Origin of the sequence: Neptuniibacter sp. QD37_11, assembly GCF_047778105.1 — a bacterium.
Taxonomy (GTDB): domain Bacteria; phylum Pseudomonadota; class Gammaproteobacteria; order Pseudomonadales; family Balneatricaceae; genus Neptuniibacter.
Map to the genome: position 1 here is coordinate 1,213,737 of NZ_CP180552.1, position 16,344 is coordinate 1,230,080.

General features: G+C 45.8%; 6 protein-coding genes and 5 tRNA genes. 4 read left to right on the forward strand and 7 right to left on the reverse strand.

Annotated features, from left to right (window positions below):
• Positions 1–58: 58 nt before the first annotated feature.
• Both ACMXYT_RS05435 and ACMXYT_RS05440 read right to left on the reverse strand, forming a co-directional pair.
• Entirely contained in the window at positions 59–838 is a 780-nt protein-coding gene (locus ACMXYT_RS05435; RefSeq protein ID WP_415904043.1) for a hypothetical protein, read from the reverse strand.
• Between the two features lie 76 nt (positions 839–914).
• Positions 915–3,005, reverse strand: coding sequence for a carboxy terminal-processing peptidase (locus tag ACMXYT_RS05440; RefSeq protein ID WP_415911975.1), 2,091 nt, complete (start codon positions 3,003–3,005; stop codon positions 915–917).
• Between the two features lie 153 nt (positions 3,006–3,158).
• Between ACMXYT_RS05440 and ACMXYT_RS05445 the strand changes: the two genes are divergently transcribed.
• From ACMXYT_RS05445 to ACMXYT_RS05455, 3 genes are all read left to right on the forward strand, one after another.
• Positions 3,159–3,680 carry an FKBP-type peptidyl-prolyl cis-trans isomerase gene (locus tag ACMXYT_RS05445; protein WP_415900590.1) on the forward strand — a complete coding sequence of 174 codons (522 nt, stop codon included), beginning with the start codon at positions 3,159–3,161 and terminating at the stop codon, positions 3,678–3,680.
• 8 nt (positions 3,681–3,688) lie between these two features.
• Positions 3,689–4,972 carry a M18 family aminopeptidase gene (locus tag ACMXYT_RS05450; protein ID WP_415900592.1) on the forward strand — a complete coding sequence of 428 codons (1,284 nt, stop codon included), beginning with the start codon at positions 3,689–3,691 and terminating at the stop codon, positions 4,970–4,972.
• A gap of 99 nt (positions 4,973–5,071) precedes the next feature.
• Positions 5,072–5,248 (forward strand): DUF6435 family protein, encoded by a 177-nt coding sequence (locus tag ACMXYT_RS05455; RefSeq protein WP_415901101.1) that lies wholly within the window; start codon positions 5,072–5,074, stop codon positions 5,246–5,248.
• Between the two features lie 187 nt (positions 5,249–5,435).
• On the opposite strand, the gene ACMXYT_RS05460 is transcribed toward ACMXYT_RS05455, so the two are convergent.
• The 5 genes from ACMXYT_RS05460 to ACMXYT_RS05480 all read right to left on the reverse strand — a co-directional run bounded on the left by ACMXYT_RS05460 (position 5,436) and on the right by ACMXYT_RS05480 (position 5,933).
• A tRNA-Pro gene (locus tag ACMXYT_RS05460) sits at positions 5,436–5,512 on the reverse strand.
• Between the two features lie 44 nt (positions 5,513–5,556).
• Positions 5,557–5,633: transfer RNA gene (locus ACMXYT_RS05465), tRNA-Pro, on the reverse strand.
• Between the two features lie 44 nt (positions 5,634–5,677).
• Positions 5,678–5,754 (reverse strand) — tRNA-Pro (locus ACMXYT_RS05470).
• 6 nt (positions 5,755–5,760) lie between these two features.
• Positions 5,761–5,836, reverse strand: a tRNA-Asn gene (locus ACMXYT_RS05475).
• A gap of 21 nt (positions 5,837–5,857) precedes the next feature.
• A tRNA-Asn gene (locus ACMXYT_RS05480) sits at positions 5,858–5,933 on the reverse strand.
• Between the two features lie 312 nt (positions 5,934–6,245).
• On the opposite strand from ACMXYT_RS05480, the gene ACMXYT_RS05485 reads away from it, so the two are divergent.
• Positions 6,246–16,340 (forward strand): retention module-containing protein, encoded by a 10,095-nt coding sequence (locus ACMXYT_RS05485; protein WP_415911976.1) that lies wholly within the window; start codon positions 6,246–6,248, stop codon positions 16,338–16,340.
• The last annotated feature ends 4 nt before the right edge of the window (positions 16,341–16,344 follow it).

Below are 16,344 nucleotides of genomic sequence, written 5' to 3' on the forward strand. Positions count from 1 at the left end.
AAATGAGCGCACATTATACAGTAAATTAACAGAGAATGTATAAGGTTTTAGCGGATTATTAAAAAGGTTTATCGTAATCGTCTAGTCGGGAGTAAAGTGCTGTTTGACAAGGTTTTACAACTGTATCCAGATCAGTTTTTAACTCACTGGTTAGGTTGCTGCTATCCTGTTTACGGAAAAATTGAGTTATAAGGCGCTCTTCACGAGGGGAGTTGGCTGCGATTTCAATGCCATCCCCTACGCAGAACGAGAATTCGGGCATATAGGTTTTAACGAGATCTTCGCGCTCGCTGTCGGATAGGATTAAGCGTTTTCCACCAATAAATTTCTTATATTCGTTACCAGCAGCTGCCGACATTGCTTCTATTTGTAGGTTAGAGAAGCGTCGGGCATCTGGCATATCGATAAGCAATGTCTTGAGTTGTTTTTCTACAGCGGCAACTTCTTCAACAATGGTCAAAGGGGCAAAATGCTCGTTGAGCTTTTTGTATTCTTCAAGGGCAGCTATTTCGGCTTTAAGCCCTTCAATCTGTTTTTTATAAACTTCTTGCTCGTCTAGAAGCTTCTCATTGTCGGCCATTAAGCCTTTAATAACTTTCTGCGTTGGGGTGAGTTTGTCTTGTGCGAAAGTGGCCGGAAGCTGCTTAGTGCCGAGTTCGCCAGTTGTCTCAGTATGAACATTGCTAGGTAAGACAGTGAAGCCAAATTTTTCTAAGTCTTTTAGGTTTTCCTGATGCTGGCCCTGCATTTCATTATAGGCAAAATAGCCACCGCCACCGAGAATGGCCAATACAATTGGAACGATGATCAGTACTACAAGAAGCTTTCTAGTATTCATTGCTTACTTCTTTCCTATCTTGGCGGCTGGCGTTATTAATCCATAGAAGCGTAGCGATTGCTCGCTAGCATCGAGGCTATTTCTGTTCGCCTTTCTGGGTTTCGTTAGCTGAATATTGCAACTGTAAGAAGGCTGTATCAAGTAGAATTCTTCCACTTTCTACTAGCATAGCTTCAGCTTCTGGGTTGATAGGTCTGCCTTGAGCATCTTTTTCTAGCTCTTCATCAAGCTCTGATAGCGATTTGATCGGAGGTAGTTGTTTTTTGCTGCGACGACGGTTTTCGGCATTCACTTGCCATTCTTCCGCTTTCTCACGTTCAATCTTAAGCGCTGATTCCTGTAGAGGGATAAGGCTGCTTTCCTTGCGTACTTCGTTGAGATGCTCAACTTGTTCACGCATGAAGATGAAGTCAGGATCTGTCAGGCTGCGTGACTGATAGCGTGAGTTAATTTGAGTTAAAAACTGTCTTAGGTTTGGGTATGTGCCATGAGGAGCGGATCTGACTTTGTCCCAAGCAAGTGCTTGATCCAGCGCACTTTCACCAATGATCTCAGGATCATAAAGGGTAGGGAATGTGATATCAGGCATCACCCCTTTATTCTGTGTGCTGTCACCAGAAATTCGATAAAACATAGCGTGTGTCAGTTTAAGCTGGCCGTGGTTAAGGGGTAGTAAGGTTTGAACGGTGCCTTTACCAAAGGTTTGTCCTCCAATAACGATGCCACGGTTGTAGTCTTGGATTGCACCGGCAAAAATTTCAGATGCTGAAGCAGATAGGCGGTTAACAAGAACAGCCATTGGTCCACCGTAGGAGACTTTTGGGTTAAGATCGCGAAGAACCTCAACTCGACCTGTAGAGTCTTTCACCTGAACTGTTGGGCCGCGTTGAATAAATAGGCCTACAGTGTCGTTGGCTTCACGTAGAGAGCCACCACCATTGTTGCGAAGATCTACGATTAGCCCGTCAACATCTTCGTCTTTAAGTTCTTGAATAAGCTTTTCTACATCGCGGGAAGTGCTTTTATAGTCGTCATCACCGCGCTGTAGTGCTGCAAAATCGATATAGAAGGCCGGTATCTCAATTACGCCAAGTTTAAACGGTTGGCCTAGGTGTTCAATTTCAAGTACGCGCTTTTGGGCAGATTGCTCTTCTAGTTTTACTTTATTGCGAACAATTTTTACGATTTTGGAAGGGATGTCTTCGCGCTCAGAAGTCCTTACTTCGAGTCTAACAGTAGTTCCTTTAGGACCTCGAATAAGTTGAACAACATCGTCCAATCTCCAGCCTACGACATCTTCGATATCACCATCTTCACCTTGACCGACACCAATAATACGGTCGGTTGCTTTTAGTTGGCCGGTTTTTTCTGCAGGACCTGCAGGTACCAGGCGCACAATCTGAGTGAATTCGTTTTCACTTTTTAATACAGCGCCGATCCCTTCAAGAGATAAGCTCATGTTGATTTTAAAATTCTCAGATTTTCTTGGTGAAAAATACTGAGTGTGAGGATCGTATTGCTTGGTAAAAGCGTTGGCAAACGATTGGAATACGTCTTCGCTATTAACCTGCAGGCTTCTTTTTAGTTGGTTTTTGTAGCGTTTTATTAGAATTTCTCGTGCTTCTTCCTCGGACTTGTCGGCTAGAAGAAGGTTGAGTAGAGCACTCTTAAGTCGGCGATCCCAAAGCGCATTCATCTCTGGTGTGGATTCAATCCAAGCTGCGTTTTCTCGATCGGTGTTTAGGCTTTCATCAATCGAAAAATCAAATACCTTGCCTTGTTCTAATTCATCAATAATGAACTCTAGGCGACCTTCAATACGCTCTTGATAGCGGTTGAAAATGAAATAAGCTGCAGAGAGTTCTCCTGAGCGGATTTGATCGTCTAGTACTAAGCGATATTTTTCGAATTCATCTATATCGCTTTTGTAAAAATAGCTGCGTGCAGGGTCGAGATCTTTAATATATTGATTAAAGATTTGTCCGGATAGAGAATCATCCAAATTGACTCTGTTATAGTGGCCTAGTTTGAGCGATTCTGTAATTTCTAATAACGTTTGCTTATGCACCGGCTCTGATTTGAGCGGTGTTGCAAGTGCATTGGCAGTACTTGGAATTAGGAAGGATAACGCAGTAAACAACAGTGGCTTTAATAGCGATCTATGCATAATGTAAGTCTTAATTCAGCGCTCTGGATTTAACTATGACCCTAAAAAAGGGTTGTGAGTTCCCTGTCACAGTTTGTTGAGTGTAGACATGCGCGGCACTGTTGTAAAATCAATTGCTTATAAAGAGTGTATGGATTTATTTGGTATTCGTTTATGAACATGAAATTCGTAGGTGTTACAGCTCTGGCGATGGCGCTAGGATTGGTTAGTGGTTGTGGTGAAGATCCTGAAGAGAAAAAGTTTCGTCAAGCGTTGGTTGAGAAGGCGCTTAATGATGACGTCAGGAAAGAAGGTGTTGCCTTTCTAGAGTCAAATGCAAAAGATCAAGATGTAAAAGTAACACCGAGTGGCTTGCAATATAAAGTTGTTCAGGCAGGAGAGGGTGGGAGCCCTAACGTTACTGATACTGTCACTGTTCACTACGAAGGTACTCGTGTTGACGGGCATGTATTTGATAGCTCTTATAAACGTGGTGAGCCTAGTTCCTTCCCGTTAAATCGCGTTATTCGCGGCTGGACTGAAGGCTTAGCTATGATGAATAAAGGGGCGGTTTGGATGTTTTATATCAAGCCGGAATTGGCTTACGGTGCTACTAGCCCAAGTGTTGATATTCCAGCGAATTCAACTTTGATATTCAAAGTTGAGTTGATCGATTTTAAGGCTTCTGAGAAATAGGGTTTTAAATGACAGATTTAATTGCAGATTTACAATTGTTCTTAGAAGCGTCTCCAACGCCGTATCACGCGGTAAAGGAGATGTCGCAGCGTTTGGCTAAAAATGGTTTTATGGAGCTGCGTGAAGAGGATAGTTGGCAGTTACAAGCGGGTGGGAAGTATTACGTTACTCGCAATGGCTCTTCCATAATTGCTTGGTCTTTGCCGCGTGATGTTAATCTGGCAGAGTCTGGATTACGTATGGTGGGCGCGCATACTGATTCTCCTTGTCTAAAAGTGAAGCCGGTTCCTGAACTGAATAGACATGGCTATCAGCAGTTGGGTGTTGAGGTTTATGGTGGGGTGTTGTTAAACCCCTGGTTTGATCGTGATCTGTCTATGGCAGGGCGAGTGAGTTATAAGTCTCTAAAAGGTGAGCGTTCTAAGGCATTAGTCAACTTTAAGGATCCGATAGCACTGATTCCTAGTTTGGCTATTCATCTGGATCGAGAGGCAAATAAAAGTAGAACAATCAATGCTCAAACCTATTTGCCAGTTATTTTAGGGCAAGGGGATAAAGGGTTTAGTTTTAAGCAGATGTTGGCGGATAGATTATCTGCTGAAGGTGTTGAGGATGTGGCGGAGGTACTTGATTATGAAATCTCGCTATACGATACGCAAAGGCCAGCACTGACAGGGTTAAAGAAAGAGTATTTGTCATCTGCAAGACTGGATAATCTTTTAAGTTGCTACATGGGATTGGCGGCATTGCTGCAATCTGATTTTGAGCAAGGGGCGCTTTTAGTCTGCAATGACCATGAAGAAGTAGGCAGTATGAGTTCTTCTGGTGCTCAAGGGCCAATGTTGAGCCAGGTGTTGGAACGATTGATGCCTGCTGTCGAGGATAGGGTGCGGATGATAAGTCGTTCTATGATGATCTCGGCAGATAATGCTCATGGTATTCACCCTAATTTTGCGGATAAGCACGATGCAAACCATGGCCCTTTAATTAATGAGGGGCCTGTAATTAAGCTCAACGCGAATCAGCGCTATGCTTCCAACAGTGAAACTAGTGCGATATTTAGGGATCTTGCTCAGCAGGTGAATGTTCCGGTTCAGGCATTTGTTGTAAGAAGTGATATGGCGTGCGGTAGTACCATAGGGCCAATTACAGCTGCGGAACTGGGTGTGAAAACGCTGGATATTGGTGTTCCGCAATTTGCAATGCACTCAATTCGTGAAATGGCTGGTACTAAGGATGTTATTGCTTTGACGAAAGTTCTGGCGAAATTCTTTGAAGAGCCTACTGTCTAACCATACATAGTTCATATTGGAGCCGGTTGCACTGTCTATGTGATCGGTTCACTTTTCCCTCTCGTAATATTTGTTTCTCTGGAATGTAAGGTGAAACAGATGTTCTCATTTTTAAAGCAGAATCCTGAAAAAAGACTTAAGAAAGAATATAACGCTAAGCTTGAGCAGGCTATGAAAGCGCAGCGTAGTGGTGATATTGAAAAATATTCATTTCTGACGCGTGAGGCTGAAGAGCTTTATGAAAAATTAAAACTGGTTCAGGAAGAAAAATCTTAGCTTTGGTTTATGGTGATTATACTGGGGGAATTGCCTACGAGTTATTATTGAGCTAGGCGTAATGGGCTTGATGTTTACGAGGAAAAACTGCTGCGAATACAATCTAATAGACGACGAAAGCAATGAGTTATCAAATTCAACTCTATTGATTTAGTTAGTCATTGAAAGCAAATAGAGAATATTAAGATGGTCGGAGTGGAGGGATTCGAACCCCCGACCCTCTGGTCCCAAACCAGATGCGCTACCAAGCTGCGCTACACTCCGACGATGATACTTGAGCAGGTGTTTTGGAAATTAACCAATGAAAGTGGTCGGAGTGGAGGGATTCGAACCCCCGACCCTCTGGTCCCAAACCAGATGCGCTACCAAGCTGCGCTACACTCCGACGATCATACCTGAGCAGGTATTTAGAATAATTGCCAATGAAAGTGGTCGGAGTGGAGGGATTCGAACCCCCGACCCTCTGGTCCCAAACCAGATGCGCTACCAAGCTGCGCTACACTCCGACTAAATGGCTCCCCGAGCTGGACTCGAACCAGCGACCAATAGATTAACAGTCTACTGCTCTACCAACTGAGCTATCGGGGATCATCAGCTGTACTATCAAGTTGGCTCCCTGAGCTGGACTCGAACCAGCGACCAATAGATTAACAGTCTACTGCTCTACCAACTGAGCTATCAGGGATTAGCCTTGAAAGTGCGGCGTATCTTAATGACCAAGGGTTGGGGCGTCAAGGGGTTTTTTACAAAAAAACTCAATGATTAGTAGGGTTGATTATAGCGTAAACAATTTTGGCTGAAATTAGCTCAAATTATGTTCAGGTGAGATAAATTCAGCCTGTCTAAGGTGGTTTTTTGATTTCGAATAATTTGATCTAACTTATTAAAAACTAGAAAAAAATATATACCTGTACCTCGGTACAATAGTTTTTGTTTATTTGGGCATTTATAAAGGACAACAATCATCCAGAGATCTGTTTTCTAAGGAATAGTATATATGAATGTAATTGGTACAGTTTCGCTTCTGATTGGAAATGTAGTAGCTGTCAAGGCAGATGGTACAGAGAGGCTTCTTTCATTAGGGGAAGAAGTATATGCAGATGAAATGATACGAGTTGCTCCTGATGCGTCGATTGAGATTGCTATGGATGCAGGAGAACCTGTACGACTGGATGGTGGCCAAAATTGGTTGGCTAATGCTGAGACATATACAGAATCTAATAATTTTGATCTTTCTGAAGCAACGGCGGATGTAGAGTCGATTCAGGCAGCGATCTTAGCAGGTGCCGATCCTACAGCTGTATCGGAAGCAACTGCAGCAGGTGGTGATACGCAAGCAGGTGGTGAAGGTAATGAAGGCTCTTCAACAGTAAATATAGAGCGTACGGCTGAAGAAGTAGATCCTAATGCAGGTTATGAAACGGTAGGCTTTACACGGTCAGATGATACCCTTGAAGTATTTGAAGGAAGTGATGAACAACAAACCTCTGAAGCTCCTGAAGCTGATCCTATAACTTATACCTTTAAACTGTTTGTAGCGAATGAAGATGGAAGCGTATCAGAAGCTGCGTCTGAGATTAGTGAAGAGGGTGAGACCAGCGCTTATTATGTAGTACTTGCGGTAGGTGAAGATGGTCAGCCATTGGCGGACGAAGATCAGCCAACAGGTACGGTTGATGTGCGTTTTACGAATAACGGTGAAACTAGCGATGACGACTACACAATAAGTGGCACGCAAGCGACGATCGGTACAGTATTTAGCTCTACAGCAAGCAATGATGCCCTAGCGGATAACGGTGAAACGTTCACGGTTTCTTTGGTGGGTAACTACAGCGAAGAAGATGACTACGAAGCGATCACTTATGATGAAGCGACCGTCACTACAACGATCATCGATGAAACTTCGAATGACCCAGATAATACAGACGATAATGACAGTGCTTATACGTTCAAGCTATTTGCAGCGAATGCAGATGGTAGCGTATCAGAGGCTGCGTCTGAGATTAGTGAAGAGGGTGAGACCAGCGCATACTATGTAGTACTTGCGGTAGGTGAAGATGGTCAGCCATTGGTGGATGAAGATCAGCCAACAGGTACGGTTGATGTGCGTTTCACGAACAACGGCGAAACCAGCGATGACGACTACACAGTAAGTGGTACGGAAGCGACGATCGGTGAAGCATTTAGCTCTACAGCAAGCAATGATGCCCTGGCGGATAACGGTGAAACGTTCACGGTTGCTTTGGTGGGTAACTACAGCGAAGAAGGTGAGTACGAAGCGATCACTTATGATGCTGCTACAGTGACTACTACAATCACAGATGTGGATGCAGCGGTAACATTTGCAATCAACTCTACACCGTCGATTTCAGAAGAGTTGGAAGAGACAGCGACGTTCACCGTGACGCTGGGTGGCGATCCGCTTGTAGCGGGCAACACAGCTAGTGTTGCTATCACTCCAAGCGGTGATGCAACTTCAGATGAGGACTACAGTGACTTCGTAACAGCGATTACAACTGCGGCGAATAACACACCGGGTGTGAGCTACAGCAATGGTACGCTGACGTTTGACAGTACTTTTACCGGCTCTGATTTCAGCTTTGATGTAAGTGCGATCAATGACGATAACGTTGAAGGCACCGAGACGATCACGGCGACGTTAAGCGGCGAAAGTGTAGATCACGGTAGTGCGTCGATCACCACAGCGAGCACTGACACTGAGATCACAGAACTGGATGCAGCGGTAACATTTGCAATCAACTCTACACCGTCGATTTCAGAAGAGTTGGAAGAGACAGCGACGTTCACCGTGACGCTGGGTGGCGATCCGCTTGTAGCGGGCAACACAGCTAGTGTTGCTATCACTCCAAGCGGTGATGCAACTTCAGATGAGGACTACAGTGACTTCGTAACAGCGATTACAACTGCGGCGAATAACACACAGGGTGTGAGCTACAGCAATGGTACGCTGACGTTTGACAGTACTTTTACCGGCTCTGATTTCAGCTTTGATGTAAGTGCGATCAATGACGATAACGTTGAAGGCACCGAGACGATCACGGCGACGTTAAGCGGCGAAAGTGTAGATCACGGTAGTGCGTCGATCACCACAGCGAGCACTGACACTGAGATCACAGAACTGGATGCAGCGGTAACATTTGCAATCAACTCTACACCGTCGATTTCAGAAGAGTTGGAAGAGACAGCGACGTTCACCGTGACGCTGGGTGGCGATCCGCTTGTAGCGGGCAACACAGCTAGTGTTGCTATCACTCCAAGCGGTGATGCAACTTCAGATGAGGACTACAGTGACTTCGTAACAGCGATTACAACTGCGGCGAATAACACACAGGGTGTGAGCTACAGCAATGGTACGCTGACGTTTGACAGTACTTTTACCGGCTCTGATTTCAGCTTTGATGTAAGTGCGATCAATGACGATAACGTTGAAGGCACCGAGACGATCACGGCGACGTTAAGCGGCGAAAGTGTAGATCACGGTAGTGCGTCGATCACCACAGCGAGCACTGACACTGAGATCACAGAACTGGATGCAGCGGTAACATTTGCAATCAACTCTACACCGTCGATTTCAGAAGAGTTGGAAGAGACAGCGACGTTCACCGTGACGCTGGGTGGCGATCCGCTTGTAGCGGGCAACACAGCTAGTGTTGCTATCACTCCAAGCGGTGATGCAACTTCAGATGAGGACTACAGTGACTTCGTAACAGCGATTACAACTGCGGCGAATAACACACAGGGTGTGAGCTACAGCAATGGTACGCTGACGTTTGACAGTACTTTTACCGGCCCTGATTTCAGCTTTGATGTAAGTGCGATCAATGACGATAACGTTGAAGGCACCGAGACGATCACGGCGACGTTAAGCGGCGAAAGTGTAGATCTCGGTAGTGTGTCGATCACCACAGCGAGCACTGACACTGAGATCACAGAACTGGATGCAGCGGTAACATTTGCAATCAACTCTACACCGTCGATTTCAGAAGAGTTGGAAGAGACAGCGACGTTCACCGTGACGCTGGGTGGCGATCCGCTTGTAGCGGGCAACACAGCTAGTGTTGCTATCACTCCAAGCGGTGATGCAACTTCAGATGAGGACTACAGTGACTTCGTAACAGCGATTACAACTGCGGCGAATAACACACCGGGTGTGAGCTACAGCAATGGTACGCTGACGTTTGACAGTACTTTTACCGGCTCTGATTTCAGCTTTGATGTAAGTGCGATCAATGACGATAACGTTGAAGGCACCGAGACGATCACGGCGACGTTAAGCGGCGAAAGTGTAGATCACGGTAGTGCGTCGATCACCACAGCGAGCACTGACACTGAGATCACAGAACTGGATGCAGCGGTAACATTTGCAATCAACTCTACACCGTCGATTTCAGAAGAGTTGGAAGAGACAGCGACGTTCACCGTGACGCTGGGTGGCGATCCGCTTGTAGCGGGCAACACAGCTAGTGTTGCTATCACTCCAAGCGGTGATGCAACTTCAGATGAGGACTACAGTGACTTCGTAACAGCGATTACAACTGCGGCGAATAACACACAGGGTGTGAGCTACAGCAATGGTACGCTGACGTTTGACAGTACTTTTACCGGCTCTGATTTCAGCTTTGATGTAAGTGCGATCAATGACGATAACGTTGAAGGCACCGAGACGATCACGGCGACGTTAAGCGGCGAAAGTGTAGATCACGGTAGTGCGTCGATCACCACAGCGAGCACTGACACTGAGATCACAGAACTGGATGCAGCGGTAACATTTGCAATCAACTCTACACCGTCGATTTCAGAAGAGTTGGAAGAGACAGCGACGTTCACCGTGACGCTGGGTGGCGATCCGCTTGTAGCGGGCAACACAGCTAGTGTTGCTATCACTCCAAGCGGTGATGCAACTTCAGATGAGGACTACAGTGACTTCGTAACAGCGATTACAACTGCGGCGAATAACACACAGGGTGTGAGCTACAGCAATGGTACGCTGACGTTTGACAGTACCTTTACCGGCTCTGATTTCAGCTTTGATGTAAGTGCGATCAATGACGATAACGTTGAAGGCACCGAGACGATCACGGCGACGTTAAGCGGCGAAAGTGTAGATCACGGTAGTGCGTCGATCACCACGGCGAGCACTGACACTGAGATCACAGAACTGGATGCAGCGGTAACATTTGCAATCAACTCTACACCGTCGATTTCAGAAGAGTTGGAAGAGACAGCGACGTTCACCGTGACGCTGGGTGGCGATCCGCTTGTAGCGGGCAACACAGCTAGTGTTGCTATCACTCCAAGCGGTGATGCAACTTCAGATGAGGACTACAGTGACTTCGTAACAGCGATTACAACTGCGGCGAATAACACACAGGGTGTGAGCTACAGCAATGGTACGCTGACGTTTGACAGTACTTTTACCGGCTCTGATTTCAGCTTTGATGTAAGTGCGATCAATGACGATAACGTTGAAGGCACCGAGACGATCACGGCGACGTTAAGCGGCGAAAGTGTAGATCACGGTAGTGCGTCGATCACCACAGCGAGCACTGACACTGAGATCACAGAACTGGATGCAGTGGTAACATTTGCAATCAACTCTACACCGTCGATTTCAGAAGAGTTGGAAGAGACAGCGACGTTCACCGTGACGCTGGGTGGCGATCCGCTTGTAGCGGGCAACACAGCTAGTGTTGCTATCACTCCAAGCGGTGATGCAACTTCAGATGAGGACTACAGTGACTTCGTAACAGCGATTACAACTGCGGCGAATAACACACAGGGTGTGAGCTACAGCAATGGTACGCTGACGTTTGACAGTACTTTTACCGGCTCTGATTTCAGCTTTGATGTAAGTGCGATCAATGACGATAACGTTGAAGGCACCGAGACGATCACGGCGACGTTAAGCGGCGAAAGTGTAGATCACGGTAGTGCGTCGATCACCACAGCGAGCACTGACACTGAGATCACAGAACTGGATGCAGCGGTAACATTTGCAATCAACTCTACACCGTCGATTTCAGAAGAGTTGGAAGAGACAGCGACGTTCACCGTGACGCTGGGTGGCGATCCGCTTGTAGCGGGCAACACAGCTAGTGTTGCTATCACTCCAAGCGGTGATGCAACTTCAGATGAGGACTACAGTGACTTCGTAACAGCGATTACAACTGCGGCGAATAACACACAGGGTGTGAGCTACAGCAATGGTACGCTGACGTTTGACAGTACTTTTACCGGCTCTGATTTCAGCTTTGATGTAAGTGCGATCAATGACGATAACGTTGAAGGCACCGAGACGATCACGGCGACGTTAAGCGGCGAAAGTGTAGATCACGGTAGTGCGTCGATCACCACAGCGAGCACTGACACTGAGATCACAGAACTGGATGCAGCGGTAACATTTGCAATCAACTCTACACCGTCGATTTCAGAAGAGTTGGAAGAGACAGCGACGTTCACCGTGACGCTGGGTGGCGATCCGCTTGTAGCGGGCAACACAGCTAGTGTTGCTATCACTCCAAGCGGTGATGCAACTTCAGATGAGGACTACAGTGACTTCGTAACAGCGATTACAACTGCGGCGAATAACACACAGGGTGTGAGCTACAGCAATGGTACGCTGACGTTTGACAGTACTTTTACCGGCTCTGATTTCAGCTTTGATGTAAGTGCGATCAATGACGATAACGTTGAAGGCACCGAGACGATCACGGCGACGTTAAGCGGCGAAAGTGTAGATCACGGTAGTGCGTCGATCACCACAGCGAGCACTGACACTGAGATCACAGAACTGGATGCAGCGGTAACATTTGCAATCAACTCTACACCGTCGATTTCAGAAGAGTTGGAAGAGACAGCGACGTTCACCGTGACGCTGGGTGGCGATCCGCTTGTAGCGGGCAACACAGCTAGTGTTGCTATCACTCCAAGCGGTGATGCAACTTCAGATGAGGACTACAGTGACTTCGTAACAGCGATTACAACTGCGGCGAATAACACACAGGGTGTGAGCTACAGCAATGGTACGCTGACGTTTGACAGTACTTTTACCGGCTCTGATTTCAGCTTTGATGTAAGTGCGATCAATGACGATAACGTTGAAGGCACCGAGACGATCACGGCGACGTTAAGCGGCGAAAGTGTAGATCACGGTAGTGCGTCGATCACCACAGCGAGCACTGACACTGAGATCACAGAACTGGATGCAGCGGTAACATTTGCAATCAACTCTACACCGTCGATTTCAGAAGAGTTGGAAGAGACAGCGACGTTCACCGTGACGCTGGGTGGCGATCCGCTTGTAGCGGGCAACACAGCTAGTGTTGCTATCACTCCAAGCGGTGATGCAACTTCAGATGAGGACTACAGTGACTTCGTAACAGCGATTACAACTGCGGCGAATAACACACAGGGTGTGAGCTACAGCAATGGTACGCTGACGTTTGACAGTACCTTTACCGGCTCTGATTTCAGCTTTGATGTAAGTGCGATCAATGACGATAACGTTGAAGGCACCGAGACGATCACGGCGACGTTAAGCGGCGAAAGTGTAGATCACGGTAGTGCGTCGATCACCACGGCGAGCACTGACACTGAGATCACAGAACTGGATGCAGCGGTAACATTTGCAATCAACTCTACACCGTCGATTTCAGAAGAGTTGGAAGAGACAGCGACGTTCACCGTGACGCTGGGTGGCGATCCGCTTGTAGCGGGCAACACAGCTAGTGTTGCTATCACTCCAAGCGGTGATGCAACTTCAGATGAGGACTACAGTGACTTCGTAACAGCGATTACAACTGCGGCGAATAACACACAGGGTGTGAGCTACAGCAATGGTACGCTGACGTTTGACAGTACTTTTACCGGCTCTGATTTCAGCTTTGATGTAAGTGCGATCAATGACGATAACGTTGAAGGCACCGAGACGATCACGGCGACGTTAAGCGGCGAAAGTGTAGATCACGGTAGTGCGTCGATCACCACGGCGAGCACTGACACTGAGATCACAGAACTGGATGCAGCGGTAACATTTGCAATCAACTCTACACCGTCGATTTCAGAAGAGTTGGAAGAGACAGCGACGTTCACCGTGACGCTGGGTGGCGATCCGCTTGTAGCGGGCAACACGGCTAGTGTTGCTATCACTCCAAGCGGTGATGCAACTTCAGATGAGGACTACAGTGACTTCGTAACAGCGATTACAACTGCGGCGAATAACACACAGGGTGTGAGCTACAGCAATGGTACGCTGACGTTTGACAGTACTTTTACCGGCTCTGATTTCAGCTTTGATGTAAGTGCGATCAATGACGATAACGATGAAGGCACCGAGACGATCACGGCGACATTGAGCGGAGAAAGTGTAGATCACGGTAGTGCGTCGATCACCACAGCGAGCACTGACACTGAGATTACAGATGCTGATTTTAATGCACCACCAGCTGCTGATGATGTTTCAACCCAATCTAATTTAAGTACAGATTCACTAGATGCTAATTTCCCAATTGGCAACTATGCATTTATCAAGAAAATCGATATAGGTGGTGGTCTTGATGGTGATCTGTCTGTCGCTGAAAATGATGAAACTGTAGGTGGTGATCCTGCTGATCTTGGGGGTTCTGATCTTGAAACTGCAGAAGATAGTCTGATCTTTAGTATAGATTCTCTTCCAAATTATGGTGACATCTATCTGCTTCAAGATGGAAGCTATATCAAACTTGATGCATCCGAAATTCAGAGTGATCAATTTAGCACATCAGATACTCTTTATTGGGTAGCTGAGCACGATCAAGTCTTAGAAAGTACGGGTAGTACTATTTCCTTCGATTTTACTCAAGGTTTTGATGCTGTTGCTGCTAGTAGTGCAGGCTTGGATGTTATTGCTTATGGTTTGGATGGTACCCAATCTTCTGTCACTCAAATTAATAATGACGGTTTAGGGGTTGATAGTGGCTCTGATGATCGAATCAATCAGATTGAGTATGCTGATGGCAATACTGAAACTCTGTTGTTTGATTTTGATCAACCTGTTACTAACGCAACGATTGGTGTTACTCACTTAATCAATAGCGAAAGTGGCGGTGAGATTGGCGTGGTTCATGCTTATTTGGACGGAGCTTTAGTTGGTACATGGACTTTCACAGCATCTAGTACAGCAGTTGCAGATTTCTCTCCTAGCAATGGAAATGTTGATACTACCTCTATTGGTAATAACAACGGTACTGGCAGTGCTTCATTTACTTTATCGGATATTGCATTTGATCAACTTCGTTTCGTTGGGACGGAGTATCAGAATGAGAATAGCCCATCCGATTCGAGTGATTATTACGTTGCTTCGTTGGCGTACGATCTTGTTGACGATGTTTCGTTTACTTATTCGGTTGAAGATGAAAAGGGTTTAACAAGCTCTTCAGCGACAGTAGCTATTGATGTTAACAGCGATACTCCTGTACCAACCGACTTGTCATCTACTGTAAAACCGTCTGTGTTTGAAGATGTTAAAGAGGTTGAAGAATCGCTATTGGCTTCATCTAGTCCAGTTATTGTCTCTGGTAACTTACTTGCCAATGATAATCTACTGGGCATCGATTCGGAGCTTACTCATATAGATGGTATTCGTGTTGATCCTACTGGCATTACCGTAATTACAACTGATATCGGTGAACTTACTGTTTATACAGATGATTTCAATGGTCGCTTGGCTGGTGATTATGACTACGAACTTACATCTACAACAGATGAGGGCGTTAATGATATCGACCAGTTTGCTTACACTGTAACCAACGTTAATGGTGCAGAGGCTTCAACTAATTTAACGATTAGAGTGATTGACGATGTACCTGTGGCGGTAAATGATTCTGACGCTGTTATAGATACCTCTGTAGTTGTAGAGGGTAATGTTCTATCCAACGATTATTTAAGTGTTGATGTAGATAATAAAGTTACTTCTGTGAATGGTAATCCGGTAAGTCCATCTGGTGATACCGTTATCCAAGGTGCTTATGGTGCGTTAACTATTGATGCCAATGGTGAATACAGCTACGAATATAACGCTACAAGTGAAACTATTCGAGTAAAGGTTAATGATACTCAGGGTGCCGTTATTTCAGCGTATTCTGATACTGAAAGTAGTTTTGCATTTGATTTGTACAATGCTGATGGTTCTCTAAACCTTAATCCGACCATTCAAAGTGACGTTTCCGTTTCTACTCATGGCTCGGCTAGCGCTAACAAACAGGGTTACGGTGTTGCTGATAATAACGGAGCTGCGACATTAGATAATGGTGAATATCTTGTATACGAGCTTTCTAAGGCTGTGTCTGGATCATTTACATTTGTCATTGGTCAATACAATGCTAATCAAACGGATCCTACTGATATTCAGTGGCAGGCGTTTGCTGCTGATGGGTCTCTAATAACCTATGGTGATATGTCTGGAGGTCAGTCAGTAAGCAATGGTACTTATACCGGTAGTGCTGAGGGTATTTCCGGTGAGGTTAAATATCTTGTGTTTACTATCACGGATCCTTCGGGTCAGGGTATAACGCTTACAGAGATTAGTTACGATTACTATCCGACTGGTATTGATTCATTCGAGTATGAAATTGAAGATGCTGATGGTGATACTTCATCTGCAGTTCTGAATATTACGTCTGACGATTATCTAGTAGGCGACAGTCTGGACAATGTTCTAGTTGCAGGTGATGGTGACGATATACTAATTGGACAAGCAGGAAACGATATTCTAACTGGTGGTGAAGGCGAGGATTTGTTTGTTTGGTCTAAGTCTGATCTTGGAGTTGATAACGCACCTGCTGCTGATCAGATTGTTGATTTCAACACTTCGGAAAATGATGTGATCGATCTATCGGATGTACTGTCTGATGGTTCGCATGTTATCTCTGCAGTAGAGAATGTTGATGGCAATCTACAGTTGCAGATCACTGATGCATCTAGCTCTAATGTTGTTCAGACTATCGACTTGAACAACGTTGCAGCGGATACAGATGTAGCAGCGCAACTACAGCAGCTTCTTGATAACAACAACATCGATGATGGTATCAACTAATAAT

Coding starts and splice junctions, on each gene's coding strand:
- ACMXYT_RS05440 (WP_415911975.1), bottom strand. CDS start 3,005: ATGCATAGATCGCTATTAAAGCCACTGTTGTTTACTGCGTTATCCTTC.
- ACMXYT_RS05435 (WP_415904043.1), bottom strand. CDS start 838: ATGAATACTAGAAAGCTTCTTGTAGTACTGATCATCGTTCCAATTGTA.
- ACMXYT_RS05485 (WP_415911976.1), top strand. CDS start 6,246: ATGAATGTAATTGGTACAGTTTCGCTTCTGATTGGAAATGTAGTAGCT.
- ACMXYT_RS05450 (WP_415900592.1), top strand. CDS start 3,689: ATGACAGATTTAATTGCAGATTTACAATTGTTCTTAGAAGCGTCTCCA.
- ACMXYT_RS05445 (WP_415900590.1), top strand. CDS start 3,159: ATGAACATGAAATTCGTAGGTGTTACAGCTCTGGCGATGGCGCTAGGA.
- ACMXYT_RS05455 (WP_415901101.1), top strand. CDS start 5,072: ATGTTCTCATTTTTAAAGCAGAATCCTGAAAAAAGACTTAAGAAAGAA.